Origin of the sequence: Aeromonas sp. QDB31 (assembly GCF_027707605.1) — a bacterium.
GTDB lineage: Bacteria > Pseudomonadota > Gammaproteobacteria > Enterobacterales > Aeromonadaceae > Aeromonas > Aeromonas media.
Genome location: NZ_JAPCIX010000007.1, coordinates 35,187 through 61,728 on the forward strand (window position 1 = coordinate 35,187; position 26,542 = coordinate 61,728).

The 26,542-nt window shown below is 62.5% G+C and carries 26 protein-coding genes; 7 read left to right on the forward strand and 19 right to left on the reverse strand.

Annotated elements, in window-relative coordinates; genetic code table 11:
- Positions 1-21: 21 nt before the first annotated feature.
- Entirely contained in the window at positions 22-678 is a 657-nt protein-coding gene (locus PG898_RS09420; protein ID WP_005332666.1) for a response regulator transcription factor, read from the reverse strand.
- 81 nt (positions 679-759) lie between these two features.
- A complete protein-coding gene (locus PG898_RS09425; protein WP_042650602.1) occupies positions 760-1,092 on the reverse strand; it encodes a PepSY domain-containing protein in 333 nt (110 codons plus the stop codon).
- Between the two features lie 63 nt (positions 1,093-1,155).
- On the opposite strand from PG898_RS09425, the gene PG898_RS09430 reads away from it, so the two are divergent.
- A complete protein-coding gene (locus tag PG898_RS09430) occupies positions 1,156-1,404 on the forward strand; it encodes a PepSY domain-containing protein (protein ID WP_005332668.1) in 249 nt (82 codons plus the stop codon).
- 10 nt (positions 1,405-1,414) lie between these two features.
- Here PG898_RS09430 and msrQ read toward each other — a convergent pair whose 3' ends face one another.
- Both msrQ and msrP read right to left on the reverse strand, forming a co-directional pair.
- Complete coding sequence (gene msrQ / locus PG898_RS09435) at positions 1,415-2,065, reverse strand: protein-methionine-sulfoxide reductase heme-binding subunit MsrQ (protein ID WP_270823921.1); 651 nt, start codon at positions 2,063-2,065, stop codon at positions 1,415-1,417.
- Between the two features lie 16 nt (positions 2,066-2,081).
- Positions 2,082-3,086, reverse strand: coding sequence for a protein-methionine-sulfoxide reductase catalytic subunit MsrP (gene msrP, locus PG898_RS09440; RefSeq protein ID WP_270823920.1), 1,005 nt, complete (start codon positions 3,084-3,086; stop codon positions 2,082-2,084).
- A 370-nt stretch (positions 3,087-3,456) separates the two neighbouring features.
- Here msrP and PG898_RS09445 point away from each other — a divergent pair, with 370 nt between their 5' ends.
- Positions 3,457-3,936, forward strand: a complete 480-nt coding sequence (locus PG898_RS09445; RefSeq protein ID WP_268435942.1) for a DUF1097 domain-containing protein — start codon at positions 3,457-3,459, stop codon at positions 3,934-3,936.
- 70 nt (positions 3,937-4,006) lie between these two features.
- Here PG898_RS09445 and PG898_RS09450 read toward each other — a convergent pair whose 3' ends face one another.
- From PG898_RS09450 to cydH, 4 genes are all read right to left on the reverse strand, one after another.
- Entirely contained in the window at positions 4,007-5,287 is a 1,281-nt protein-coding gene (locus PG898_RS09450) for a sigma 54-interacting transcriptional regulator (RefSeq protein ID WP_042650598.1), read from the reverse strand.
- A 61-nt stretch (positions 5,288-5,348) separates the two neighbouring features.
- Positions 5,349-5,858 carry a hypothetical protein gene (locus tag PG898_RS09455; protein WP_041207108.1) on the reverse strand — a complete coding sequence of 170 codons (510 nt, stop codon included), beginning with the start codon at positions 5,856-5,858 and terminating at the stop codon, positions 5,349-5,351.
- An 8-nt stretch (positions 5,859-5,866) separates the two neighbouring features.
- Positions 5,867-7,267, reverse strand: a complete 1,401-nt coding sequence (locus PG898_RS09460; protein ID WP_041206551.1) for a sensor histidine kinase — start codon at positions 7,265-7,267, stop codon at positions 5,867-5,869.
- Positions 7,268-7,369: 102 nt separating this feature from the next.
- Complete coding sequence (gene cydH / locus PG898_RS09465) at positions 7,370-7,462, reverse strand: cytochrome bd-I oxidase subunit CydH (RefSeq protein ID WP_106885551.1); 93 nt, start codon at positions 7,460-7,462, stop codon at positions 7,370-7,372.
- A 125-nt stretch (positions 7,463-7,587) separates the two neighbouring features.
- Between cydH and PG898_RS09470 the strand changes: the two genes are divergently transcribed.
- Positions 7,588-8,136: a 2-amino-4-hydroxy-6-hydroxymethyldihydropteridine diphosphokinase gene (locus PG898_RS09470; protein WP_171272830.1), complete on the forward strand. Its 549-nt coding sequence runs from the start codon at positions 7,588-7,590 to the stop codon at positions 8,134-8,136.
- Between the two features lie 77 nt (positions 8,137-8,213).
- Here the strand turns inward: PG898_RS09470 and PG898_RS09475 are convergent, their stop codons facing one another.
- Positions 8,214-8,918: an SDR family oxidoreductase gene (locus PG898_RS09475; protein WP_270823919.1), complete on the reverse strand. Its 705-nt coding sequence runs from the start codon at positions 8,916-8,918 to the stop codon at positions 8,214-8,216.
- Between the two features lie 129 nt (positions 8,919-9,047).
- Between PG898_RS09475 and PG898_RS09480 the strand changes: the two genes are divergently transcribed.
- Complete coding sequence (locus tag PG898_RS09480; RefSeq protein ID WP_171269332.1) at positions 9,048-9,452, forward strand: CBS domain-containing protein; 405 nt, start codon at positions 9,048-9,050, stop codon at positions 9,450-9,452.
- On the opposite strand, the gene PG898_RS09485 is transcribed toward PG898_RS09480, so the two are convergent.
- Entirely contained in the window at positions 9,449-9,985 is a 537-nt protein-coding gene (locus PG898_RS09485; RefSeq protein WP_270823918.1) for a DUF2301 domain-containing membrane protein, read from the reverse strand. The two genes, PG898_RS09480 and PG898_RS09485, sit on opposite strands and share 4 nt — an antisense overlap.
- Before the next feature lie 83 nt (positions 9,986-10,068).
- Here PG898_RS09485 and PG898_RS09490 point away from each other — a divergent pair, with 83 nt between their 5' ends.
- Entirely contained in the window at positions 10,069-10,833 is a 765-nt protein-coding gene (locus tag PG898_RS09490) for a substrate-binding periplasmic protein (RefSeq protein WP_270823917.1), read from the forward strand.
- A gap of 95 nt (positions 10,834-10,928) precedes the next feature.
- Here PG898_RS09490 and asnC read toward each other — a convergent pair whose 3' ends face one another.
- Entirely contained in the window at positions 10,929-11,390 is a 462-nt protein-coding gene (gene asnC, locus PG898_RS09495) for a transcriptional regulator AsnC (protein WP_043132833.1), read from the reverse strand.
- A gap of 153 nt (positions 11,391-11,543) precedes the next feature.
- Between asnC and asnA the strand changes: the two genes are divergently transcribed.
- Positions 11,544-12,536 carry an aspartate--ammonia ligase gene (asnA, locus tag PG898_RS09500; RefSeq protein ID WP_270823916.1) on the forward strand — a complete coding sequence of 331 codons (993 nt, stop codon included), beginning with the start codon at positions 11,544-11,546 and terminating at the stop codon, positions 12,534-12,536.
- Positions 12,537-12,821: 285 nt separating this feature from the next.
- On the opposite strand, the gene clpB is transcribed toward asnA, so the two are convergent.
- From clpB to rluD, 3 genes are all read right to left on the reverse strand, one after another.
- Positions 12,822-15,395, reverse strand: a complete 2,574-nt coding sequence (gene clpB, locus PG898_RS09505; protein WP_270823915.1) for an ATP-dependent chaperone ClpB — start codon at positions 15,393-15,395, stop codon at positions 12,822-12,824.
- Between the two features lie 273 nt (positions 15,396-15,668).
- On the reverse strand, positions 15,669-16,406 hold the full coding sequence (pgeF, locus tag PG898_RS09510; protein ID WP_270823914.1) for a peptidoglycan editing factor PgeF: 738 nt from the start codon (positions 16,404-16,406) through the stop codon (positions 15,669-15,671).
- A gap of 185 nt (positions 16,407-16,591) precedes the next feature.
- On the reverse strand, positions 16,592-17,572 hold the full coding sequence (gene rluD, locus PG898_RS09515) for a 23S rRNA pseudouridine(1911/1915/1917) synthase RluD (protein WP_005324417.1): 981 nt from the start codon (positions 17,570-17,572) through the stop codon (positions 16,592-16,594).
- 116 nt (positions 17,573-17,688) lie between these two features.
- Between rluD and PG898_RS09520 the strand changes: the two genes are divergently transcribed.
- Complete coding sequence (locus tag PG898_RS09520) at positions 17,689-18,444, forward strand: outer membrane protein assembly factor BamD (protein ID WP_270823913.1); 756 nt, start codon at positions 17,689-17,691, stop codon at positions 18,442-18,444.
- Between the two features lie 114 nt (positions 18,445-18,558).
- Here the strand turns inward: PG898_RS09520 and PG898_RS09525 are convergent, their stop codons facing one another.
- The 5 genes from PG898_RS09525 to pntA all read right to left on the reverse strand — a co-directional run bounded on the left by PG898_RS09525 (position 18,559) and on the right by pntA (position 26,154).
- Positions 18,559-19,887, reverse strand: coding sequence for a CoA-disulfide reductase (locus tag PG898_RS09525; RefSeq protein ID WP_270823912.1), 1,329 nt, complete (start codon positions 19,885-19,887; stop codon positions 18,559-18,561).
- A 72-nt stretch (positions 19,888-19,959) separates the two neighbouring features.
- Positions 19,960-21,360 (reverse strand): L-cystine transporter, encoded by a 1,401-nt coding sequence (locus PG898_RS09530; RefSeq protein ID WP_270823911.1) that lies wholly within the window; start codon positions 21,358-21,360, stop codon positions 19,960-19,962.
- Between the two features lie 156 nt (positions 21,361-21,516).
- Positions 21,517-22,809 (reverse strand): L-cysteine desulfidase family protein, encoded by a 1,293-nt coding sequence (locus PG898_RS09535; RefSeq protein ID WP_161507680.1) that lies wholly within the window; start codon positions 22,807-22,809, stop codon positions 21,517-21,519.
- Positions 22,810-23,131: 322 nt separating this feature from the next.
- On the reverse strand, positions 23,132-24,616 hold the full coding sequence (pntB, locus tag PG898_RS09540; RefSeq protein WP_270823910.1) for a Re/Si-specific NAD(P)(+) transhydrogenase subunit beta: 1,485 nt from the start codon (positions 24,614-24,616) through the stop codon (positions 23,132-23,134).
- An 11-nt stretch (positions 24,617-24,627) separates the two neighbouring features.
- Positions 24,628-26,154: a Re/Si-specific NAD(P)(+) transhydrogenase subunit alpha gene (gene pntA / locus PG898_RS09545; RefSeq protein ID WP_270823909.1), complete on the reverse strand. Its 1,527-nt coding sequence runs from the start codon at positions 26,152-26,154 to the stop codon at positions 24,628-24,630.
- Positions 26,155-26,542: the final 388 nt, after the last annotated feature.

A 26,542-nucleotide genomic window follows, 5' to 3' on the forward strand; every position in this document is an offset into this window, starting at 1 on the left:
CTGTCATCGGTTGCGATGGCGTCATTCGTTGATCCGGTAGCCGAGACCGCGCACCGTCTCGATCAGATCGGCGTGGGTCTTCTTGCGGATCCGGCCGATGAACACCTCGACCGTGTTGGAGTCGCGATCAAAATCCTGGGCATAGATGTGATCGATCAGCTCGCTGCGCGACACCACCTTGCCCCTGTGCTGCATCAGGTAACCCAGCACCCGGAACTCGTGGGCGGTGAGCTTGATGGGGGTTCCTTCGTACCATACCTGAGACGCCGCCATGTCGAGCCGTACCCCGCCAATCTCCAGGATGGAGCTGGCGTTGCCCGCCGCCCGGCGCACCAGCGCCTGTACCCGTGCCACCAGCTCGGCGACCTGGAACGGCTTGGTGAGGTAGTCATCGGCCCCGGCGTTGAGCCCCTCAATCTTCTCGTGCAACTGACCGCGGGCGGTCAGCACCAGCACAGGGGTGTCCATCCCCTTGCTGCGCCACTCCTTGAGCACGCTCAGACCATCGCGACCCGGCAGGCCGAGATCCAGAATGATGGCATCATAGGGCTCGGTTTCGCCGAGAAAACCCGCCTCGTTGCCATCGTGGCAGAGATCGGTCACAAATCCGGACAGGCGCAGCTGTTCCGCCAGCTGGCCTGCCAGGATCTTTTCATCTTCAACTATCAGAATTCGCATAAATGGGTATCCAAAGCAGAGTTGCGCCTGTACCGGCGGCGATTGGGGGACGAATCATCAGGGCGGGGAACATCCGGTTGATCACTCCTCTTCCGGGGGTGGGCGAGGCTCGAACAGGCGTTCCAGGTGATGGCCCTTGAGCCACACCATCTCCAGGTTGTCGGCGCGATAGCCTACCTTGATGACGCTGTTCTCGTCGTCGATGAGCCGAAGCTCATAGAGCCAGACCCCGTCCTCCTCCCCCAGATCGACGCGCAGTACGCGCACCGGCAGGCGGGAAGCCACCTCCATCAGCTCATGAAAAGGCCGGATCCGCCCCTCGCTGACCGCCTGTTGCAGCAAGGCCTCGTTCGGCTGGGCCGACTGGACCAGCATCGGCAGCAGCAATCCCAGCAGGGGCAGCGCGCTATTCATGGGTGATTCATCTCTCAAAACCTAACATAATGCCGTTTATAGTGTGCCAGCCATGAATCCGGAATGAATATGATCCCACGCAGTATCCTGCTGATCCTCTGCCTTTTTTCCACCCTTGGCTGGGCGGCTCAGGCGCGTCTCGACATGCCGGCCCTGGTCAAGCTATTGCTGGCACAAGGGTACCACGACATTCGGGAAGTCGAGCTGGAAGGGGACAAATTCGAGGTGGAAACCCTGGACGCCGACGATAGGCGAGTGCAGCTGCAGGTCGATGCCTACAGCGGAGAGATCACCAAAAAAGAGGCCGATTAGGCCTCTTTTGCTATGGGCGTGACGGCTGTTGCGCCGCCCTCCCGGCCGGTTGCGGCGGTCGGCGCCAGGGACGCAGCAGCTTGTCGCGACGCGGCACCAGCAGGACGCAGGCCAGCAACAGGTAGATGAACGGCTCCTGCCAGCCACTCTTGACCGACCACCAGTAGTGCACCGGCACCAGCAGGGCCACCGCATAGATCCAGTTGTGCAGCTTCTGCCAGATGGGCCCCATGCGCCGCAGCAGAGCCGGGATCGAGGTGATGCTCAGCGCCAGCAACAGCAGCAAGGCCAGCGCCCCGACCACTATGTAGCTGCGCTTCACCAGCTCGCCGCCGATCAGCCCCCAGTCAAACTGCAGATCCAGCCCCAGCCAGACCATGAAGTGCAAGCCGGCCCAGGCCGCGCACCAGAGCCCGAGGGGGCGGCGCAGCTTGATGAGCTGACCCTGGCGCCAGCGTTTGGCCAGCGGCGAGACCAGCAGGGTGAGCAGCAGCAGATGCAGGGCCCCCTTGCCGAGGTAGTGGGTCAGCCCCTGTACCGGGTCCCCCCCCAACAACCCGGCCGGCACCGCATAGCCCAGCCAGAGCAGGCACCCCAGCGCCCCCAGATGCACCAGGGCCCGCAGCAAGGTGATATGGCGCGTGGTCAGTCTCATTGTCATGCGTCGGCTCCCCGTCTCAATACCATTTGCGCAGATCCATCCCTTGATAGAGGGACGCCACTTCGTCGCCATAGCCGTTGAACATCAGGGTCGGCTGGCGCTTGGCGCCGAAGATGCCCCCCTCACCGATGAAGCGCTCGCTCGCCTGGCTCCAGCGCGGATGATCCACTTGCGGATTGACGTTGGCATAGAAACCATATTCGTTCGGTGCCAGCAGGTTCCAGGTGGTGGGAGGCATCTCCTCCACCAGGCGGATGGAGACGATGCTCTTGATGCTCTTGAAGCCGTACTTCCAGGGCACCACCAGCCGGATGAGCGCCCCGTTCTGGGCGGGCAGCGTCTTGCCGTAGAGCCCCATCGCCAGGAAGGCGAGCGGGTGCATCGCCTCGTCGAGGCGCAAGCCCTCCACATAGGGGTAATCGATACCGCCGCCGAGGGAGCGGGAGGCCTGTCCCGGCAGTTGCTCGGGATCATAGAGGGTCTCGAACGCCACGAACTTGGCACGACTGTTGGGCTCGGCCCGGCGGATCAGATCCGCCAGCGGGATGCCGCTCCAGGGCAGTACCATGGACCAGGCCTCCACGCAGCGCAGCCGGTAGATGCGCTCCTCCAGGGTACTTTTGTTGATGAGATCCCACACATCCAGGGTAAAGGGGTTGGCCACCTCCCCCTCGACCTTGAGCGTCCAGGGCTCGGGCTTGAGGTAATGGCCATTGCGGGCCGGATCCCCCTTGTCGGTGCCGAGCTCATAGAAGTTGTTGTGGCTGGTCGCCTTCTCCAGCGGCGTCAGGGTCAATCCGTCCGGCCGGGTCGCAGCCTTGTAATTGAGTGGTTTGGTGGCAGGCGCCGGGGTCGACTCCTCGGCGGAGAAGAGATCCAGCAGGCTGGCCTGGGTGGGAAACGCCAGGGTGGCGGCACTCAGTCCCAACCCTTTCAGAATGAGTCGGCGATCCTGATAGACGGCTTCCGGCGTGACATTCTGTTCGGTGAGGTGATGAGAGGAACGGCGCTTGATCAACATGGAAAACTCCCGGGGCGATGAGGCTGACAACCATAAGACCCGCCCCGGTCGAGTTTTATTTCACACAAAATTACATGGGCTGGTAAAGAGGCAGCGCCTTGGCCATGGTGCCGACCAGGAACAGCAGAATGAATACCAGCAGGGGGACGATCACGTTTGGCGCCATCAGACTCACTCCATGAGCGGGACAGGGCCTCTAACTATGGGCTAAGGCCAAGGACGCCTCCAGTGAATTTTTTTCGCGAGCGCAAGCGTATTCCCGAGTTGAAAAGAGTGACGAAGATCACACACAATCCGGCCCCTGCTTGCCGCCCCCTTGCCGAAGGGTAGGCTGCCTCCTTTTCCGGATTCAACCACTGAGAGTCATGCCATGAGCCCATTGATCGCCATCGCCATCACGACCGGGATCCTCTCTGCCGTCTGGGGCGGACTGGCCGCCGCCCTCGGCCTCATCTCCTGGGTCGGTTTCCTCGGTTGTACCAGCTACTTCGCCTCGAGCGGCGGTTACAAGGCGCTGCTGCAGACCCTGCTGTGCAATGCCTCCGGCATGCTGTGGGCACTGCTGCTGATCCACGGCGAAGGTTGGTGGGGTGCGGGCATGGCGGGCTATCTGATGACGGGGGTGGTGGCGACCCTGATGTGCGTGCAGGCCAGGCAGCAGTGGCTGGGCTACATTCCGGGCACCTTCGCCGGTTGCTGCGCCACCTTCGGGGCGGCGGGGGAGTGGCGGCTCATCCTGCCCTCCCTGGTGATAGGCGCGCTCTTTGGCTATCTGATGAAGGCGAGCGGCCTCTGGCTATCCAGCAAGACCCAGGCCACGGCGAACGCGGCCGATCCCGCCCGCTCCTGAAACCCGGCGCGACATGGCAAAACGGCCTGACCACCACAGTGGTCAGGCCGTTTTCATTTTGCCCTTGGGATCAGCTCTTCAGCTTGAAGTTGGCCGCCTCGATACCGTGCCGATTCAATAACTTGTAGAAATCGGTACGGTTTCTCCCCGCCATGTTGGCCGCCAGGGTCACATTCCCCTCCGTGGTGCGCAGCAGGCGGATCAGATACTCCTTCTCGAACTCGGCGCGCGCCTCGTTGAACGAGGGTATGCCGCCGACGCCACCGCTCAGGGCCGACTCCACCATGGCGGCGCCGATCACCGGGCTGCAGCAGAGGCTGGCGAGCTGTTCCACCACCCCCTGGAGCTGACGGACGTTGCCGGGCCAGGCCGCCGCCGCCAGCAGGGCCAGCGCCTCCGGCGAAAACCCGAGAGCCGCGCAGTTGTCGTGGCGACTGCGATAGTCGTCCAGCGCCTGACGTGCCAGCAGGGGGATATCCTCGCTGCGGGCGCTGAGGGGCGGCAGTGTGATGTTGGCCACATTGAGGCGGTAGAAGAGATCCTCCCGAAAACGCCCCTCCTCCATGGCGGTGACCAGATCCTGGTGGCTGGAGCTGATGACCCGCACCTCGGGGGTGCCCTGACCATATTCCGCCAGCACCTGCAGCAACTTGGCCTGCAACGACTCCGACAGATTTCCTATCTCGTCGAGAAACAGGGTCGCCCCCTTGGCCTGCTCGAACAGGCCGGACTGCCCATCCTCGCCAAACAGCTGCAAATCCAGCGCCGCCCACGGCAAGGCAGCGCAGTTGATGGTGTGCAGCGGCTGGTCACGGCGGCTGCTTGCCTGGTGCAGCGCCTGGGTCATCACCCCCTTGCCGGAACCTGACGGCCCCATGATCAGCACGGGCACCTCCATGGCGGCGATGCTGCTCGCCTGGATCAGCAACTGCTCCATCTGGGGGTTGCGGGTCTGGATGAGGGACTGCCACTCATGCTGCTGTTTCGGACGGGTCAGGCTCAGGGCGTGCTCTATGGTGACGAGCAGCTCGTCCTTGTCGATGGGCTTGGTGAGAAAGCTGAACACCCCGGAGCGGGTCGCCTGGATGGCGTCGGGAATGGTGCCGTGGGCGGTCATGATGATGACCGGCATGCCGAGCCACTGGGACTGGATCCGCTCGAACAGCGCCAGTCCGTCCATGCCCCCCATCCGCAGGTCGCTCAGCACCAGATCGGCCCGCTGTTGACGCAGCCTGTCCAGCGCCCCCTCGGCGCTGTCGGCGGTATCCACCTCGTAACCCTGACTGCGCAGGCGCATGCTCATCAGCTTGAGCAGGCTGGCATCGTCGTCCACCAGCAGAATGCGACTCATGCTCTCACCCCTTTACCGTGAAGACTTGTTGTTCTCCCCTGCCCGGCATGCCCTCGGCGCATCATGGCTGGGCGCCCCCATTGAGCTTGCGCTGGTTGAGTTGTTCATCGATGGCGGAGAGCTGCTCGATCTGGCGGCGCAGACGCTGCACCTCCTGGCTCTGATCGTCGCGGCGACTGTCACGGGCCAGCAGCTCCTCACCGAGGGCTATCCAGCTGCGCAGAAAGGCCTGGGCATCCAGGCCGAGCTCGGGCAGCAGGGCCTTGAGCTTGTCCAGCCCGGCCCGGCGACTCGCCACCGACTCGGACGGATGGGTGTTGACCATGGCCAGGCTGACCCGGCTCTCGAGATCGGTGGCTCCGGCCAGCCGTTCGCGCTCCTGTATCCGCTGCTGGGGACGGCTGGCCAGCAACCAGTCCGAGTACTGCAGGCGCACCTGCATCTCTTTATTGGCGAACTCCATCCGCTTGGCGAGGACCTGCTCCGAGGGCTCTGTCAGGCTGCGCGATGGCAGCAGGGAGCAGCCTGCGAGCAGGCTCATCATCAATACGGGTACAACGAATCGTTTCATCTTGAATTTCACTTAAGATCCAACCGGAAACAGACATCAGCCTGTTCATCCTCAATTAATTTAAGCTCGCCCCCCAGGCTCATCGCCGACTCGCGGGCAATGGAGAGGCCCATCCCGGATCCTTTCAACAACCCCTGGCGCACTATGCTGCCCTGCTCGAACGGCTCGAAGATCCGTTCCCGCTCGTCCAGCGGGATGACGGGCCCTTCATTGGCCACCTCCAGCCAGCCGCCATTGGCATCCTGGCCGGCACGGATCCAGATCTGGCCACCCTTGGCGCCATAACTGACCGCGTTGGAAAACAGGTTGTCGAGGATGAGTCGCAGGCGATAAGGCTCTGCCTGCAAGCTGATGGGCTCGGGCGGCCAGTGTACACTGATTTGTTTGGATTCCAGCGCCAGCCGGTACTCTGCAGACAATTCTGACAACAGGGGGGCCAGCGGCACCGCCATCAGGCTGAACACCTCCTGCTGGCTGAGGCGATTGAAGTCGAGCAGCCGCTCGATCAGGGTCTGCAGCCGGCGGCTGTTCTCCTCCAGCATCTGGCAGATCTCCTGCTGATCCCCATTGAGCGGCCCCACCAGTTGCTCGGAGAGCAGATCAGCCCCCTCCCGCAGCACGGCGAGGGGCGTCTTCAACTCGTGGGAGACATGGCGCAGGAACTGGTACTTCTGCTGTTCCAGCTCCTTGAGCTTGTCGTGCAGCCAGCCGATCCGCTCTCCCAGCAACACCAGTTCGGCAGGGCCATCCACCGGGCGCGTGTCCGGCTCGACACCGGCCCCCAGGCTCAGGATCCGCGACTCAATCTGACGCACGGGGTGGATGATGAGGTAGGTAAACAGCAGTACCAGCAGCAGACTGAGCCCCACCACGAAACCGCTCACCCACCAGATCTCCTTCCTCAGCTCGGCGATGGCCGCCCGCATCCCCGCCACATGCTCGTCAACCTGACTGCGGGTGACCACTTCCAGCTGCTGGTTGAGTTCATTGAACTGGGTGAAATTGGGACTGGTCGCCTCCATCCTGGCCTTGCGCAGATCCTGCAAGCCATCCAGCCAGGCCAGGGTGGCCTCGAGATCGGAGTAGACGGCGGCATCCGGGATGGATTGCCGATGAGTGGCGAGCAGCTCGCGATAGCGGGCCAACTGCTGCTGATAACTGCCGAGAATGCGCTCGTCCCCCAGCACCGCATAGCGGCGCAAGGTGCGCTCCAGATCGATGGCCTGGGCGGTGAGCAGGGTAGCCCGGCGGGTATCCCGCACCGCACGTTCCATCTCGTCGCTGGTCAGTTGCCCCAGATGGGAGAGCGCCTGACTGTCGTGCCAGATCATGCCCCCCAGGGGCATCAACACCAGCACGAAGCCCATCAATACCACCTGGAGCAGGGAACGAGGCCGAACCTTGGTCATCTTCTGCTGTCTCGATTCGTCATGGGGGGGCCAGCATATCCGCACTCCATGAAAAAGCAAAACCGGCCAGGGGGCCGGTTTGATTGCACTCGGAACTCGGATTTACGCCAGACCGACGGATGCCAGGCAGATGATCAGGATCACGGCCAAGGCTCCTGAGGCGGTCAACAGCGCCCATTTCATCTCCACACTCATGCAAACCTCCTTTCTGCCAATCAGAGTTGGATCACAACAGATAACAATATGTTAATTCATAGTGAATCAGATAACCGTGAGCTGCGTATATATTTCAGACGAGCCCAACCCAAGGAATGGCAACCATGTTTTACCTCTGCAGCATTGGATCCAATCTCGACCCTGCCCAGCATGTCAGCCAGGCCGTGGAAGAGCTGCTGGCCCGCTTCGGCCAGCTGCGTCTGAGCTCGGTGATCCAGACCACACCGGTGGGGATGCGCTCGCACCATGACTTTCTCAACTGCCTGTTCGTCGTCCAGAGCGAGCTCTCCGCCGCCCAGCTGAAGGCCGAATTTGTGACCATGGAGCTGGCCCATGGGCGGGATCGCGGCAATCCCCTGTGCAAGGTGACGGACAGACCCCTCGACATCGACATCCTGGCCAGCCACGAGAGGGATGCCTTCGCCGGGGTCGGGGTGGATGCCTATCTCGGGGATCTGCTGGCCGAGATGTATGAGGGGGGACGGGTTGGCGCCCACAAGGTGACGCTGCGTCTGCGGACCAGCAAGGTGTTTGCACAGCAGGCCTTCGGCCAGCAGCCCGTCGCCCTCCGACAGCCGGCCGATGAGCGCCAGGAGCTGTCCGCCGTGCCCCCGGACATGCCTGCCCATCAGGCAACCATTCGCCACCACTAGTCGCCCTGCTGGATCACCACGACGGGAGCCCGATCAGACTCCCGCCATCGCTTCATTCAACGACGCGCTCATAACGTCTAGATGACGGCCAGAGCCCGACCACCATCCACCCGGATGCTGGCTCCCGTCATATAGTCGTTTGCCATCAAGAGCGTGACTGCCTGCCAGATGGGTTCCAGCCCCCCCTCCCTCGCCAACGGCGTCCGGGCCAGCACCTGCTGGCGCCAGGCGTCGCCATGCTCATCGAGAAACAGGATGGGGCCGGGCTCTATGGTGTTGACCCGCACCGCGGGTGCCAGCTCCCGGGCAAAGCTCATGGCCAGCGAATGGGCGCCCGCCTTGGTGGCCACATAAGCGGCGAACTGGGGCGCCGGGGCGTGAATGTAGATGTCGGTGATGTGGATGATACTGGCGTTGTGCTGGCGCGCCAGCTGGGGTGCCAGCGCGCGATTCAGCTGAAATGGCGCCGCCATGTGCACCCGGTAAAACTGCTCGAACTGTTCCAGTTGTGCCGCCGGCTCGTCAGCCTCTGGCTCGAAGGCCGAGGCGTTGTGGATGATCAACGCCAGATCATCATGGGCACCCAGTGCCGTGGCAAGCCGTGCGACCTCCCCTTCCACGGCAAAATCCGCCTGCACCAGCTCAACGCCCAGGGCCCGCAGGTGGGCCAGCTCGGCTCGCTCGCTGCGATAGCTGCCCGTCACCTGCCAGCCAGCGGCCACCAGCTGCTCGCATACATAGAACCCCAGCCGACGGCCGCAGCCCGTTACCAATGCACGCATACCCTCTCCTTTTGTCGTTGCTTGCCGGCCCGGGGCCGTGCCTATCAATCTCAACGGTACAAGCCATTGGCCCCGAGCACCGTCCAGCGGACATAGTGACACCACTTTAACCCTTTTGGAGCCACACACATGCTGCAGATCCGCGATCACATGAGCCGCCTGACCCACTCCCTCAGCCCGCAACTCGGCCTGGCCGAGGCACTCGACAGGCTCCATCAGGCAGACTCGAGCGGCTTGCCGGTGCTGGACGACCAGAAACGACTGATCGGATTTCTCTCCGAGCAGGACTGCATCCCGAGTCTGCTCACCGGCAGCTACCACTGCGACAGCCGTACCCAGGTGGAGGATCTGATGAGCCGTACCCCGCTGTTCGTCAGCCCGGACGACAGCATCCTGGATCTCGCCCGCCAGATGACCGGGGCCAAGCCCAAGATCTATCCGGTGCGGGAAGGGGACAAGGTGGTCGGCATCATCAACCGCCGGCAGGTGATGCAGGCCCTCAACGCGCAGATGAAGCAGTGTCAGGCCACCTAGAGCTGGTAGCGTCCCCGATCGCCGATATCGAAATGCAGCGGCATGCGCCACTTGGCCAGACTGAGCAGGCCGAGCAGCAGGCCGCTCGCCAGGGCAACCAGGGCCGCAGCCCAGGCAACGCGGGTCCACTCCAGCAACCACAGCAAGGGCAACAACAGTGGCAGAAGCCTGATGCCCGGGATGGCGAAACAGAACTGCTCCTTGTACGCCAGGCCACAGAGGGTGGCCAGGGCCGCCCCCAGCACCAGGATGGCGGGGGCACCACAGGCGGCCAGCATCAACCCGCCCCAGGCCAGCCCCTGCAGTAAAAACCGCACCCGCTTGTCATATAGGTGCAGACAGAATCCACACAGACCGCTCGCCACCACCAGCATGGTCAGCCACTGAGACGGCGACAACGGCACCAGCCACCCCAGCACACCTGCCCCTCGACACAACAGCAGCAAAGCTGTCAGACTCAGTCCGAGACGATAGAGACAGACAGAAAGCCTGTCGATGCCATCCAGTTCACTTTCTATTTCAGGGTTTGCCATCCGGGGTCGTCTCTAGTGAGATATCTGCCGGTCACTATACCCCGTGGATCGTGAACCCGCCCCGAGTGTTCAGGAGATGTGATTTGCGAAGCTTGCTCGTGCTCTGCTTGCTGCTGCCCTGCTGGCTGTCGGCCAGAGAGCTGGTCATTGGCGGCATCCTGGAACCCCCTCTGAAATGGCTGGATCACAGCGGCCAGCCACGGGGCCTGGATGTGGATCTGGTCACCACCATCTTCGGCGGCCTCAAGGTCCCCATCAGGATAGAGCTGCTCGACTCCGGCGCCAGGCTCACCCGCAACGCCGAGGGCGGCGTCTATGACCTGCTGCTGAGCCACTCCTACAAGCCGGAGCGGGAGTCCTACCTGCTCTACCCCAAACAGGCCCATATCCGCCACAGCTGGCACTTCTTCGTGCGCAAGGATGACCTGGGGAAGATCCGCTACCGCACCCTGGCCGATCTAAAGCCCTGGCGCATCGGCGTCACCAAAGACTTCTCCTACACCCCGGAACTGACGGCAGCCATGGCCGATCCGGCCTATCGCCTCCAGGTGATCCCCATCAACCAGCTGCAACTGCGCAAGCTGATCGCCGGGCGCATCGATGTGGTCCCCATGTCTCTGGTCACCGCCTTCGCCCAGATAAGGGAAGAGGGACTTGAGGGCAAGCTCGACTACCTGCCCAAGCCGCTCAAGAGCAGCCCCTACTACCATGTGTGGTGCAAGGCCCGGGCCGATGCCGACACCCCGGCGCTGATGGCAGCCTATGATGCAGAGCTGCTGCACATGAAGCGCGACGGCCGTCTCAAGGCCCTCTACGACAAGTACGGCATCCCCTACCTCGAGCCCTGAGCCCGCCATGCCGGAGCCGGCGGCGAGAACAGGGCTTCACATCGCTCCATATCAGAATCTACAGCGAAATCAGGGGCTCGTGTGGAAGGCGCTACTCAGGGCTTCACGTCCCGCAGGATGGGATTTTGCAGTGAAATCAGCGTCTCGGTGGACTGGATCTCGTCTATGGTCTGGATCTTGTGGATCAGCACCGTCTGCAACTCGTCGATGGAGCGGGTCATCACCTTCATGAAGATGCTGTAGTGACCCGTGGTGTAGTAGGCCTCCACCACTTCGTCCAGCGCCTGCAGCTTGGCCAGGGCCGAGGGGTAATCCTTGGCGCTCTTGAGATTGATCCCGATGAAGCAGCAGACATCGTAACCCAGCTTCTTCGCGTTCACCTGCACCCGCGTCCCCTCGATGATCCCCGCCTGCTTCATCTTCTCCACCCGCACATGGATGGTGCCCGGGCTGACCGCCAGTTGCTTGGCAAGCTCGGCGTAAGGGAGCCGCGCATTGTCCATCAGAGCGGTGAGGATGGCCTGATCGAGATTATCGATCCGATAATTTTCCGACACTTTTTCGCACTCCCGTTGATGATATCTCAGTAACAACCCTGATATTTTGAACAAAAAAATACGTAAAGCCTATTTCTATTATCGAATATTGAATTTGTTGCTCATTCTGTTGAAGAATCGCCATATCCAACGAGTTTGAAACAGGTATTCAGCATGAAACAGCACTACATTCGCAGCCAACAACAGATCAGCTTCGTCAAAGAGATGTTCTCCCGCCAACTCGCCCAGCAACTGGGTCTGATGGAGGTACAAGCCCCCATCCTGAGCCGAGTCGGTGATGGCACTCAGGACAACCTGTCTGGCCACGAGAATGCGGTGCAAGTGAAGGTGAAGACACTCCCCGAACACAGCTTTGAAGTGGTTCACTCCCTGGCCAAGTGGAAGCGCCAGACGCTCGGCCGCTTCGGCTTCGGCCCGGGCGAAGGCATCTACACCCACATGAAGGCGCTGCGCCCGGACGAAGACAGGCTGACCCCCATCCACTCCGTCTATGTGGATCAGTGGGACTGGGAGAAGGTGATGCCGGGTGAGCGCCGGGATCTGGCCTACCTGCAGGAGACGGTGCGCGGCATCTGGGCCGCCATCAAGGCCACCGAGCGCGCGGTCTGCGCCGAACACGCGCTGACCCCCTTCCTGCCAAGCGAGATCCAGTTCCTGCACAGCGAAGAGCTGCTAACCCGCTATCCGGATCTCGATGCCAAGGGGCGCGAGCAGGCCATCGCCAAGGAGCTGGGGGCTGTCTTCCTCATCGGCATCGGCGGTGCCCTCTCCCACGGTGAGCGCCACGACGTACGCGCCCCGGACTACGACGACTGGAGCAGCGAGAGCGAACTGGGGCTGGCGGGTCTGAACGGCGACATCCTGGTGTGGAACCCGGTGCTGGAAGACAGCTTCGAGATCTCCTCCATGGGGATCCGGGTGGACGCCGAGGCGCTGCGCCGCCAGCTCGCCATCACAGGGGACGAGGATCGCCTGCAGTATGACTGGCACCAGGATCTGCTGGCCGCGCGGATGCCGCAGACCATCGGCGGCGGCATCGGTCAATCCCGTCTGGCCATGCTGTTGCTGCAAAAAGAGCATATCGGGCAGGTACAGGTCGGTGTCTGGCCATCCGACATGAAGGCTGCCATCCCGGGCATGCTGTAAGCAGATTGATGGCATCCGGCAACCCATGCCGGATGCAGAAGGTGTGTAGCCGTGCGGACTGAGAGAGCGCAGTCCGGGCAGGCTGTAAGCCGTGTGGTCATCCCTGATGATCCGCTGCGAAACCGGGGCTTGCCCCTGCGACCCGCTCAACCCACGCCAGGTCGCATCGAATACATTCCTCCCGGCAATCTTCGGATTGCCGTTTTTTTTGCCTCCGAATCACCGCCACCAGATATGACAACGCCAGCCCGAGGGCTGGCGTTGTGGGCACCGACACGAGATCGGTTACTGGGTCATGGTCAGGCCGTTGCTGTCGGCTCCCAGCAGCAGCTTCTTGCCGGGGATGACCCGACCGCTGAGCAGGGCCTGGGCCAACGGGTTCTCCACCTTCTGCTGGATCGCCCGCTTGAGGGGACGCGCCCCGTAGACGGGATCGAAACCGGCATGGACCAGCTTGGTCAGCAGCTCCTCGCTCACCTCCACCTCGAAGCCCTGGGACTCCAGACGGCCCATCAGGCTCTTCAGCTGGATGCGGGCGATGGACTTGATGTGATCCTCGCCAAGGGGGTGGAACACCACGGTCTCGTCGATCCGGTTGATGAACTCCGGCCGGAAGCTGCGAGTCAGCAACTCCATCAGCAGGGACTTCATCTCCTCATAGTCCTTCTCGGCATAGTGCTCCTGAATGAGATCCGAGCCGAGGTTGGAGGTCATGATGACCACGGTGTTGCGGAAGTCCACGGTACGGCCCTGACCATCGGTCAGGCGACCGTCGTCCAGCACCTGCAACAGGATGTTGAACACATCCGGGTGCGCCTTCTCAACCTCGTCCAGCAGGATCACCGAGTAGGGGCGACGGCGTACCGCCTCGGTGAGATAACCGCCCTCCTCGTAGCCCACGTAGCCGGGAGGCGCCCCCACCAACCGGGCCACGCTGTGCTTCTCCATGAACTCGGACATGTCGATGCGCACCATGGCGTCCTGGGTGTCGAACAGGAACTCGGCCAGCGCCTTGCACAGCTCTGTCTTGCCCACCCCGGTCGGGCCGAGGAACAGGAAGGAGCCGATGGGCCGGTTCGGATCGGACAACCCGGCACGGGAGCGACGAATGGCATTGGAAACGGCGTCCACCGCCTCTTCCTGGCCGATCACCCGGCTGTGCAGCTGATCCTCCATCCGCAGCAGCTTGTCCCGTTCCCCTTCCAGCATCCGCGCCACCGGGATCCCGGTCCAGCGCGCCAGCACATCCGCGATCTCCACGTCGGTGACGCGGTTGCGCAGCAGGCTGGTCTCCTGCATCTCGGCCTGAGTGGCGAGATCCAGCTGTTTCTCCAGCTCGGGGATGCGGCCATATTGCAGCTCGGACATGCGGCCGAGATCCCCGGCACGGCGGGCCACCTCGAGATCCTGGCGGGCCTGCTCCAACGCTGCCTTGATGTGCTGGGTACCAGCAAGGGCGGCCTTCTCTGCCTTCCACACCTCTTCCAGCTCGTTGTATTCCCGCTCCTTCTCGGCCAGCTCGTGATTGAGCAGATCGAGGCGCTTGCGGCTGGCGTCGTCGTCCTCCTTCATCAGCGCCTGCTGCTCCAGCTTGAGCTGGATGATGCGCCGCTCGAGGCGGTCCAGGGATTCCGGCTTGGAGTCGATCTGCAGCCGTATGCTGGCCGCCGCCTCGTCGATGAGGTCGATGGCCTTGTCAGGCAGCTGGCGATCCGCGATGTAGCGGTGGGACAGCTGGGCCGCCGCCACAATCGCCGGGTCGGTGATCTGCACATGGTGGTGCAGCTCATAGCGCTCCTTCAGGCCACGCAGTATGGCGATGGTGTCCTCCACCGAGGGCTCCTCCACCAGCACCTTCTGGAAGCGGCGCTCCAGGGCGGCATCCTTCTCCACATACTGCCGATATTCATCGAGCGTGGTGGCGCCGACGCAGTGCAGCTCACCCCGCGCCAGGGCAGGCTTGAGCATGTTGCCCGCATCCATGGCCCCCTCGCCCTTGCCGGCGCCGACCATGGTGTGCAGCTCGTCCACGAAGAGGATGACGTTGCCCTCCTCCTTGGCCAGATCGCTCAGCACCGCCTTGAGCCGCTCCTCGAACTCGCCGCGATACTTGGCACCGGCCACCAGGGCCCCCATGTCCAGCGACAGCACCCGCTTGTTCTTGAGCCCTTCCGGCACCTCGCCGTTGATGATGCGCTGGGCCAGCCCCTCGACGATGGCGGTCTTGCCGACGCCGGGGGCGCCGATCAGCACCGGGTTATTCTTGGTACGGCGTTGCAGCACCTGGATGGTACGGCGGATCTCTTCATCCCGGCCGATCACCGGGTCGAGTTTGCCGAGTTCGGCCCGCTCGGTCAGATCGATGGTGTACTTCTCCAGCGCCTGGCGGTTCTCCTCGGCGTTGGCATCATCGATCTTCTTGCCGCCACGCACCTTGTCGATGGCCGCTTCCAATTTCTCCTTGGTAAGACCCTGGGCGCGCAGCAGCTCCCCCAGGTTGCCCTTCTCGTCGAGGGCTGCCAGTACGAACAGCTCGGACGAGATGAACTGATCCTTGCGCTGCTGGGCCAGCTTGTCACAGACGTTAAGCAAACGACCGAGGCCGTTGGAAAGTTGCACATCCCCCTCGACGCCGCTCACCTTGGGCAGGCGGTCGAGCTCCTCGCCGAGACGGGAGCGCAGGGCATTGATGTCCATCCCGGTCAGGGTCAGCAGCGGGCGGATGGAGCCGCCATCCTGATTGAGCAGGGCTGTCATAAGATGGACGGGTTCGATGAATTGGTGGTCACGACCCAGTGCGAGAGACTGGGCATCGGAAATAGCGACTTGGAATTTGCTGGTCAGGCGATCGAGGCGCATTGCACTCCCCCTTTGAAACAGACACGCCGCTTGCGCGGCAAACAACATAACTTTCTGAGATGAAAGATGAGGCCCGTACGGGCTATTTCAAGGGGCGAGCCTGGTTATTTTTTCTGCAACGAGGGCGCTGGCAGGATCCCCGCCCTTGCAAGATGCAGGGCGGGAAATTCGTCAAGGCACCAGCCAGATGATGGAGGCAATGCGGCCGGTCTGGCCGTCGCGACGACATGGGCAGTAGAACTGCTCTCGGTATGGGGGAACGTCCCCAGACACTTACTCAGCCAACCAGATAATCGAGGCCATGCGGCCGGTCTGGCCGTTGCGACGATAAGAGTAGAACTGCTCGCCGTCGCTGAAGGTGCAGAACCCGCCGCCATAGACGGCGGTGACGCCAGCGCGGGCCAGCCGCAACCGGGCCAGCTGGTAGATGTCTGCCAACCATTTCCCCTCATTGGACGAAGAGACGAAGGCCGCAGCCGCTTCCGACTGTTCCGCCATAAAGGCCTCGCGCACCTCGCCCCCCACTTCAAAGGCCGTGGGGCCGATGGCAGGGCCGAGCCAGGCCAGGATCTCCCCCGGTTCGCAGCCCATGACTGCGATACTGGCTTCCAGTACCCCCTCCTTCAGCCCACGCCAGCCAGCATGAGCGGCAGCCACCCGGGTGCCAGCCCGGTCGCAGAACAGCACCGGCAGGCAGTCGGCTGTCATCACTATGCAGGCCTGCCCGGCCTCGTGGGCGCAGGCCGCATCGGCATCCGGCGCCACATCGTACTGGTCGCTGACGGAGTGGACGGCAGTGCCGTGCACCTGATTGAGCCAGTTGAGGGGCCCGGGGATCTGCGCCGCCTGCTGCAGGCGGGCGCGGTTGGCCTCGACCCGTGCAGGCTCGTCCCCCACATGGGCCCCCAGGTTGAGACCGGCGAAGACCCCTTCGCTCAGGCCACCATCCCGGGTGGTCGACAGGGCCCTGACATTGCCAGGAGAGGGCCAGTCGGGTTCAATCCAGTTCATCTGTGACTCCTTCCATTCACGGATATAAAAACGGGGCTCCTGAAAGGGAACCCCGTTTGTCATCTCTTCGGGCCGGACGACGGCAGAAACCGACGCAGGCCCTATTGCATCAACTCCAGACCAAATCGTCCGGGTTGGCCAGGGTGATAACTGTACGCAACACTCTCATCGGTACCGACCTGGCATCAACTCCAGACTAAATCGTCCGGGTTGGCGAGCGTATCGGCACGCAGCACTTCCATCAGGTCCAGCATGTCTTGCGGCGTGGCAGAGTGCCACTCCATGACTTCACCGGTGATGGGGTGAGCCAGCTTCAGCATGGTGGCATGCAGCGCCTGGCGGTTGAAGTTGCGCAGGGCCAGAGTCAGTTCAGGGGTCGCATTGCGCAGCAGGCGCAGACGACCACCGTAAGCGGGATCCCCCACCAGCGGATGCTTGATGTGAGCCATGTGGACACGGATCTGGTGGGTACGACCGGTTTCCAGACGCAGACGCAGACGGGTGTGGCCACGGAACTTCTCGTGCACCCGGTAGTGGGTCACGGAAGGACGGCCATTGGGCACCACAGCCATGTGGGTACGCTGGGTCGGGTGACGACCTATGGGGGCGTCGACCGTGCCGCCTGCGGTCATGTGACCGATGGCAACGGCCTCGTACTCACGGGTGATCTGGCGCGCCTGCAGCGCCTCCACCAGATGGGTCTGGGCAGGAATGGTCTTGGCAACCACCATCAGGCCGGTGGTGTCTTTATCCAGACGGTGCACTATACCGGCGCGGGGCACCTCGGCGATGCCGGGGTAGCGGTGCAGCAGGGCGTTGAGAATAGTGCCATCCGGCGTGCCGGCGCCCGGGTGAACCACCAGGCCGGCCGGCTTGTCGATCACCAGAATGTGTTCATCTTCATAGACGATGTTGAGGTCGATGTTCTGGGCATCCCAGCGGGTATCGTCTTCCAACTCGACATCTACATGTACCTGCTGCCCGGCCACCACTTTCTCGCGCGGGGTATTGGCAACCTGACCGTCCAGGGTCACTCTGTCCTGTAAAATCCACTCCTTGATGCGGGTGCGGGAGTAGTCTGGAAACAATTCGGCCAGGGCCTGGTCGAGTCGCTGCCCGAATTGGTGATCCTGAAATTCGCCTGTCAGTTCAATATGCTGGCTCATGTATGGTCTCTTGAGCGGGGGTATCAATTCGAAATAATCCGGGTATTCTAGCTTTTCTTTTAGCCAAGCATAACGGATACTTTGCCAATTTCGTGGAAATGGACCGGATGTTGTTGATGGGAAAGAAGTCTCGCCTGCTGATGTCGCTCGCCTTGGTCGCTACGCTGATCACTGGTTGTTCCAGCACCAAACCCAAGGTTCCCGACGAACCGCCGGAAGTTCTGTACCAGAAAGCCCGTCTCAAGCTGGACACAGGCAACTACCTGAATGCCATCGAGTTGCTGGAAGCCCTGGACTCTCGTTATCCCTTTGGTGCCTACTCGAACCAGGTGCAGCTCGACCTCATCTACGCCTACTACAAGCAGGATGACACCGCCCAGGCGATCGCCAATATCGACCGTTTCATCCGCCTCAATCCGGCGCACAAGAACATCGATTACGTGTTCTACATGCGCGGTCTGACCAACATGGCGGCGGACTACAACTTCTTCCAGGACTTCCTGGGGATCGATCGGGACGACAAGGACCCCTCCTACGCCCGTCAGGCCTTCCAGGACTTCAAGACCATGCTGCAGAACTACCCGAACAGCCAGTATGCGGCCGATGCCCGTGCCCGCATGGTCGGTCTGAAGAACCGTCTCGCCCGCTACGATCTGGGGGTGGCCGAGTATTACGTCAAGCGTGATGCCCTGATCGCCGCCGCCAACCGCGCCAAGCTGGTCGTCGAAACCTATCCCGACACTGTGGAGACAGAGAAGGCACTGGAGATCATGGTCAACGCCTACGATACCCTGAAGATGCCGACCCTGGCCCGCCACGCCCGCGAAGTGCTGGCCAAGAACTACCCGGACAATCGCCTCGGCCGCGGCTGAGCATGACGGGTACAAAAAAACCGATGCCAAGGCATCGGTTTTTTTATGGCTGCAATTTCCCTGCAGAGTGCGGCCCCATGACGGCGCCCTGTATGCGCCGTCATCTTCATTCAGCTACTTGGCTACGTTGCCTGCTACGTTGAGCACGTCCCAGGTGCGGGAGAAGGGCGGCGCATAGGCGAAGTCCAGCATGCCGAGCTGCTCGGTGGTGACCCCCATGGTGATGGCCACCGCCAGGGCGTCGATGCGGTGTACCGCCCCCTTGCGACCCAGGATCTGGCCGCCGAGCAGCCGCTTGCTGCCCGCCTCATAGACCAGCTTGACGTGAATGTCGGACTGACCCGGGCAGTAGTTGGTGTGGCACTTGTCCTTGATCACCACGGTGCGGTAGTCGATGCCCATCGCTTGGGCTTCCTGCTCGGAAAGCCCGGTGCGACCCGCCTCCAGCCCCAGCACCTTGAGCGCCGCCGAACCCAGGGTGCCGGGAAACACCTGCTCGGCCCCCGCCAGGTTCTCGCCTACCATGCGCCCCAGCTTGTTGGCGATGGTGGCGAGCGGCACATAGACCTGCTGCTGCTTGACACTGTGCCAGACGCTGGCGCAATCCCCCGCCGACCAGACATTCGGCAAGGAGCTTCTGCCCTGCCGGTCCACCTCGATGGCGCCATTGCCGAGCCGCGCTATGCCGGTGTCGGCCAGAAACTCGGTGTTGGGCCTGACCCCGGTGCAGACCACGACTATATCGGCCTCATACTCACCCCGATCGGTGCGCACGCCGCTGACCTTGCCCTCCCCCAGCAGGGCCTCGACCCGCTCGCCGAGATGCAAACAGACCCCCTGCTCCCGCAGCTCGGTCTCGATATGCTGGGTGATCTCCGAGTCAAAGGCGTCGGGGATGACCCTGTCCGCCAGCTCGATGAGGCGCACCTCCTTCCCCTGATGGACCAGGGCCTCCACCACCTCCAGCCCGATAAAGCCGGAGCCGATCACCACCGCCTTCTTGTTGCGCGGATCCTGCACCGCGGCCTTGAGCGCCAGGCCATCGGCCATGCGGCGCAGGCCGAATACCCCTTCTTGCTGCAGGCCGGGGATGGGGGGCATCACTTCACGGGCGCCGGTGGCGATCATCAGCCGATCGTAGCGATCGGTGAAGCTGTCGCCCTTGTGTTCGACCACCAGGGTCTGGGCGGCCGCGTCGAGGCTCAGCACCCGGTGGCCGGTCTTCACCTCTATCCCCTTGGCGGCGAACTGTTCCGGGGTGAACTCGGCCATGTAGCCGGGCTCCTGGAAATCATCCCCCACGAAATAAGGCAGGCCGCAGGCGCCAAACGAGATCACCTCGGAGGCCTCATACACCACTATCTCGGCATCCCTGGCCAGACGGCGCGCCTTGGCCGCCGCACTCATGCCGGCGGCTTCGCCACCGATGATCACAATACGCATAGCTTGACTCCAGTCACGACAGAGGAGGCCTCGCCTCCCCTTTTCATAAACAAATCAGAAGAGAGGGCCCGGTCAGACCGCAGACTCTTCCCCGTCCAGGCTTACCTCGGCGTCGCCGTTGAACACCGCCATATCGGTCTGTCCCATCAAGCGGCTGGTCAGGGTACCAGCGGTGATGGAGCCGGAGACGTTGAGGGCGGTGCGCCCCATGTCGATGAGGGGCTCGATGGAGATGAGCAGACCCGCCAGGGCCACCGGGAAGTCCAGGGCGGAGAGCACGATCAGCGCCGCGAAGGTGGCGCCGCCCCCCACTCCGGCCACCCCGAAGGAGCTGACGGTGATGATGGCGATGAGCGTCATGATGAAGCCGGGATCCATCGGGTTGACCCCCACGGTCGGCGCTATCATCACCGCCAGCATGGCCGGGTAGATGCCGGCGCAGCCGTTCTGGCCTATGGTGGCGCCGAAGGAGGCGGCGAAGTTGGCGATGCCCTCAGGAATACCAAGCGCCCGGGTCTGGGTCTGCACGTTCATCGGGATGGAGCCCGCACTGGTGCGGGAGGTGAAGGCGAAGGCCAGCACCGGCATGATCTTCTTGAGGAAGCGAACCGGGTTGATCCCCACCAGGCTCACCAGCAGCAGGTGCACCAGGAACATGATGGCGATGGCGCCGTAGGAGGCCAGCACGAAGTTCAGCAGGTTGAGGATGTCCGCGTAGTTGGAGCCGGACACCACCTTGGCCATCAGCGCCAGCACGCCGTAGGGGGTAAGGCGCAGCACCAGGGTCACCATGCGCATGACGATGGCGTGGGCGACCTGCATGAAGCGCTCGAAGCTGGCAAAGATCTCGGGCTGCTTGCGGGCGATGCCGGTTGCAGAGAGGCCGATGAAGATGGAGAAGATCACCACGGCTATGGTGGAGGTCTTGCGTGAACCCGTCATGTCGAGGAAGGGGTTGGCCGGGATGAACTCCAGCACCATCTTGGCAAGAGACATGCTCTCGACGCTGCCGAGGCTGGTCTGCAGGGCCGCGCCACGGGCCGTCTCGGCGGCGCCAGCGGTGAGCCCCTCGGCACTCAGACCGAACAGGTTGGACATCAGTATGCCCGCCCCGGCGGCGATCATGGTGGTGAAGATCAGCACCCCTATGGTCAGGGCGCTGATCTTGCCGAGGGCGCTGCCGCCGCTGAGCTTGAGGATGGCGCCTATGATGGAGACCATGATGAGTGGGATGATGATCATCTGCAGCAGTTTCACGTAGCCGCTGCCGACCAGATCCAGATAGTCGCCGGTCTGGACCAGCACCTCGGAGCCGACACCGTACAGCAGTTGCAAGGCCCAGCCGAACAGGACCCCGAGCCCGAGCCCCGAGAAGACGCGACGGGTGAAGCTGACGTGGGTCTGCTGCAAGCGGTAGAGAAACAGCAGCAACATGACCAGGATGGCCAGATTACCGATAACGCTAAGAGTCATGAGATTCCCCAAAAATAAACGGGCGAGGCCCGAGATGGATGGACGGGCGCACCCTGCGCCTCGCCCCGAAACTGGCCGCATCGTGGCGGCACGCCCCCCGTTCGGGGTGACGTCAATATCTGTAAAAACCGGGGGCGGCCAGTGCCGCCCCCCTCATCATCCGGCCTTGCCCTGTTGCTTGGCCCGCATGATGTTGATGATCTCTATGTCGGTATCCAGCATCCCCTGTTTCGAGAGCCGGCCCAGGTTCGCTATGGTCTGGTCCACGTCATCGGAGACGATGCCCTCGCTCTGGGGCACGTGCAGGTTGTTGATGGCCATCAGCGACGACTTGACCGCCGCCGAGGTGGAAGTGGACACCTTCATGGAGCAGGCGCTGCCTGCGCCGTCGCAGATGATGCCGGAGACGTCACCAATCATGTTGTTGATGCAGTGGCTGATCTGCTCGAACTGGCCTCCCAGCAGCCAGGTGATGGCGGCCCCCGAGCCCATGGCGGCTGTGCTGGCAGCGCACAGGGCCGACAGCTTGTTCTGGTAAGCCTTGATGTAGATGGCCACCAGGTGGCTCATCACCAGAGCCCGGGCCAGCTGTTCGTCATCGGCCTTGAGGAAGCGGGCGGCGGCGACCACCGGCATGGTGGCGGCTATGCCCTGGTTGCCCGAGCCCGAGTTGGACATGGCGGGCAGCATGGCGCCGTCCATGCGTGCATCGGAGGCGGCGGAGGACAGCCGCATGGCCAGGGTCATCAGATCGTCCGAGAGCAGCTTGCGCTCCACCTGTTCGGTCAGGATCTTGCCGATGCGCAGGCCATAGCCCTGCAGGCCCTCATCCGCCAGCGCCTGGTTCATGCTGGCCGCCTCGCGGATGAACGCGATCTCGGTCAGCGGCACCTCAAGGGCAAACGCCACGATCTCCCGCAGCGTCATGGCCGGCTTGTCGGATTTCGCGGGCTGGATCTGCACCCCGGGGGCACTGTCCTGCTCCATCAGCACCTCGCCATCCTTTTCCAGCAGTACGATGCGGGTGTGATCCGTGCAGATCACCACACGGGCGCTATGACCATCGGCCTCGGCCAGCACCTCGGCGTAGAGGACGTCCGGCACGTCCTTCACATCCACCTTGATGATGGGCAACAGCGCCTTGGCGGCATCCACCTGGGCCGGGGTGAGCGTTTTGAGCACCTCCAGACCCGCATCCGGGTTGCCCCCGGTGATGCCGACGGCGGCGGCGACCGGCAGGCCAATCATGCCGGTGCCGGGGACCCCGACCCCCATGCCGTTCTTGAACAGGTTGCCGCTGACCCAGACGCTGATGCGGGTCGGGACCTGCCCCAGCAGCTTGCGGCAGTTGGCGGCGGCCAGCGCCACCGACATGGGTTCGGTGCAGCCCAGGGCCGGCACCACTTCACGCTTGAGCAGAGTAATAAAGTCGGTCCATTGTGCTTTCATCTGTGGTTTCTCTGGTTCACTGTGCCGCAGGCATCGTATAGGGGTATGGGTGCTATCTGGAGGGCCGCCCACCGGGCCACCCCGTCCATGTCACTTTATTTGATTCTAGTGGCACGAGCCTCAAATAAAATTGAGCCCCCTCGCCTTTTGCCGCCATTATGCCTTCCAGCGGGGGCAACGTCACCGGATTGCTGCCCTGCCGCTGGCAACGGATCCCCTCATCCGGCCAAGGCCCTTTGTCATCAATGTCTTGCCCGCCCCAGTGAAAAGCGGGCAATAAAAAAGGAGGCCGAAGCCTCCTCTTGTCTCATCCCATCGACGCTTAGAGCGCCTTCAGGATGGCCTCGACGCTGGCCTTGGCATCGCCAAACAGCATCTGGGTGTTCTCCTTGAAGAACAGCGGGTTCTGGACACCGGCGTAGCCAGTGTTCATGGAGCGCTTGAAGCCGATGACGTTCTGCGCCTTCCACACTTCCAGCACCGGCATGCCGGCGATGGGGCTGCCCGGATCTTCCATGGCGGCCGGGTTGACGGTGTCGTTCGCACCAATCACCAGCACCACGTCGGTATCGCTGAAGTCCTCGTTGATCTCGTCCATTTCCAGCACGATGTCATAGGGGACCTTGGCTTCCGCCAGCAGCACGTTCATGTGACCAGGCAGACGACCGGCCACCGGGTGGATACCGAAGCGCACCTTGACGCCGCGCTCGCGCAGCTTGTGGGTGATCTCGGCAACCGGGTACTGGGCCTGCGCCACCGCCATGCCGTAGCCCGGGGTGATGATGACGGAGCTGGCGTTCTTCAGCATGTCGGCCACGTCTTCGGCGTTGGTCTCGCGGTACTCGCCCATCTCCTGATCGGCCGTGGAGGCCACACCGTCGGAGCCGAAGCCACCGGCGATGACGGAGATGAAGGAGCGGTTCATCGCTTTACACATGATGTAAGAGAGGATGGCACCGGAGGAACCCACCAGGGCACCCACCACGATCAGCAGGTCATTGGAGAGCATGAAGCCCGCCGCCGCGGCCGCCCAACCGGAGTAGGAGTTCAGCATGGAGACCACCACCGGCATGTCGGCACCACCGATGGAGGCGACCAGATGCCAACCGAAGGCGAAGGCGATCAGAGTCATCAGCAGCAGGGCGAAGGTGGAGCCACCGGCGTTGACGAAGTGGATCATCAGCGCGATGGAGACCACCACGGCCAGCAGGTTCAGCTTGTGGCGGTGCGGCAGTTGCAGCGGCTTGGAAGAGATCAGGCCACGCAGCTTGCCGAACGCCACCACGGAACCGGTGAAGGTCACGGCACCGATGAAGACGCCCAGGAAGACTTCCACCAGGTGGATGTTCAGCATGGCGCCGGACAGGTGCTCGACCTGGGCGACGCTGGCCGCCTGCTCGAACGCCGCCCGGGCTGCAGCCAGGGTCGCATCTAGGTTGGAGCCGACGGAGACGACGACCTCAGCCGGTGCGGAGGGGTGCAAGTCGATGAAGCTGTTGAAGCCCACCAGCACCGCCGCCATGCCCACGAAGCTGTGCAGCACGGCCACCAGCTCGGGCATCTCGGTCATCTCGACCTTGAGCGCCAGGCGCACGCCGATGGCGCCGCCGATGACCATGGCCAGGATGATCCAGTGCACACCACTGGTTTCCGGGTTGAACACGGTCGCGAGCAGGGCGATGGCCATCCCCGCGATACCGAACAGGTTGCCATGCTTGGCCGTTTCTTGCTTCGACAGTCCCGCGAGACTGAGGATGAAGAGCACGGCGGCAACGATATAGGATGCTGTTACCAGTCCTTGAGACACGTTAAACCCCCTTAATCCTTACGGAACATCTTCAGCATGCGCTGAGTGACGGTGAAGCCACCGAAGATGTTGATACTGGCAATCAGCACGGCGATAAAGGCCAATACGGTGACCAGGGTCGACCCTTGCCCAATCTGCAGCAGGGCACCGACCACGATAATGCCGGAGATGGCATTGGTGACCGACATCAGCGGCGTGTGCAGGGCGTGAGAGACGTTCCACACCACGTAGTAACCGACCACACAGGCCAGGATGAAGACGGTGAAGTGGGAGAGGAAGGCGGCAGGTGCCACCGCGGCTACCCAACCGAAGGCGGCGATGCCGAGGGCACCGAACACGAACTTCTTGTTGGAGGGCTTGGCTTCTTCCTTCTTCGCTGCCGGTTTGGCGGCGGCCGGCTTCTGCGGCGCGGCGGAGACGGCGATGGCGGGGGGCGGGAAGGTGACTTCACCGGCCTGGATCACCGTCATGTTACGCTGTACCACGTCTTCGAAGTCGATGGCGACGTTGCCGTCCTTCTCCTTGCACATCAGCTTCATCAGGTTGACCAGGTTGGTACCATAGAGCTGGGAGGATTGGGCGGGCAGACGACCCGGCAGATCGGTGTAACCTATCACCTTGACGCCGTTGTCGGTGACATGCAGTTCACCCGGCACTGTGTATTCGCAGTTGCCGCCGGCCTGGGCCGCCATGTCCACGATGACGGAGCCCGGCTTCATGCTGTCCACCATCTCCTTGGTGATCAGCTTGGGTGCCGGCTTGCCCGGGATCAGGGCGGTGGTGATGATGATGTCCACTTCCTTGGCCTGCTGGGCGAACAGCTCCATCTCGGCCTTGATGAACTCTTCGCTCATCACCTTGGCATAACCGTCGCTGGAGGCGCCATCTTCGCCGCCGAAGTCCAGCTTGAGGAATTGCCCACCCATGGACTCGATCTGCTCGGCTACTTCCAGGCGGGTGTCGAAGGCACGCACTATGGCGCCGAGGGAACCGGCAGTCCCGATGGCAGCCAGACCGGCGACACCGGCACCGATCACCAGCACCTTGGCGGGCGGCACCTTGCCGGCGGCGGTGATCTGACCGGTGAAGAAGCGACCAAACTGGTGGGCGGCTTCGACCACGGCGCGATAGCCACCTATGTTGGCCATGGAGGAGAGGGCATCGAGGGACTGGGCACGGGAGATCCGCGGCACCATGTCCATCGCCATCACATTGATGTTGCGCTCGGACAGCTTCTTGACCAGCTCGGGGTTCTGGGCAGGCCAGATGAAGCTCACCAGGGTGGCACCATCCTTAATTTGTGCGATCTCGGCATCGGTCGGCGCGTTGACCTTGAAGACAAGGTCGGCTTGCCAGACGCTCGGCACCACGCTGGCACCGGCAGCCTCGAAGGCGGCATCATCGAAGCTGGCCAGCTGGCCGGCACCGGCCTCAATGGCGACCTCGAAGCCGAGCTTTATCAGCTGCTCGACGGTGGCCGGGGTCGCTGCGACCCGGGTCTCACCGGCGAGACTCTCTCTCGGTATTCCAATCTGCATGACTATTCCCTGATGGTTAATAAACAATCATTGCCCAGTCTCTCATGTCTGAGGGGACAAGGCATGATCAAAGTGCAGGTCACGGGCCCTTTGTTATGAAAATCAGCAGGCTTTACCTCAACCTCCTGTCATGGTCAGGCCCCCGCTTTTCAGGCGCGAAGGTGATTAGTATCAAATTTTGGAGTTTTATTACAACCACGACCCCGGGCGAGCGGGTACAGAATTCAGCCCATCCCGACTCATGATTAAAAAAAACAAACCAAATTAGTGGCTTATACCAGCAAAATGCGCTGAAAAAAGTGATCCAACCAGTCAAAAAAAATGTTTTGCCGAGCCTCTACCTTAGCGTTTTTTGTTCTTATGAAATCTGCCGTTGGCTCATCAGATG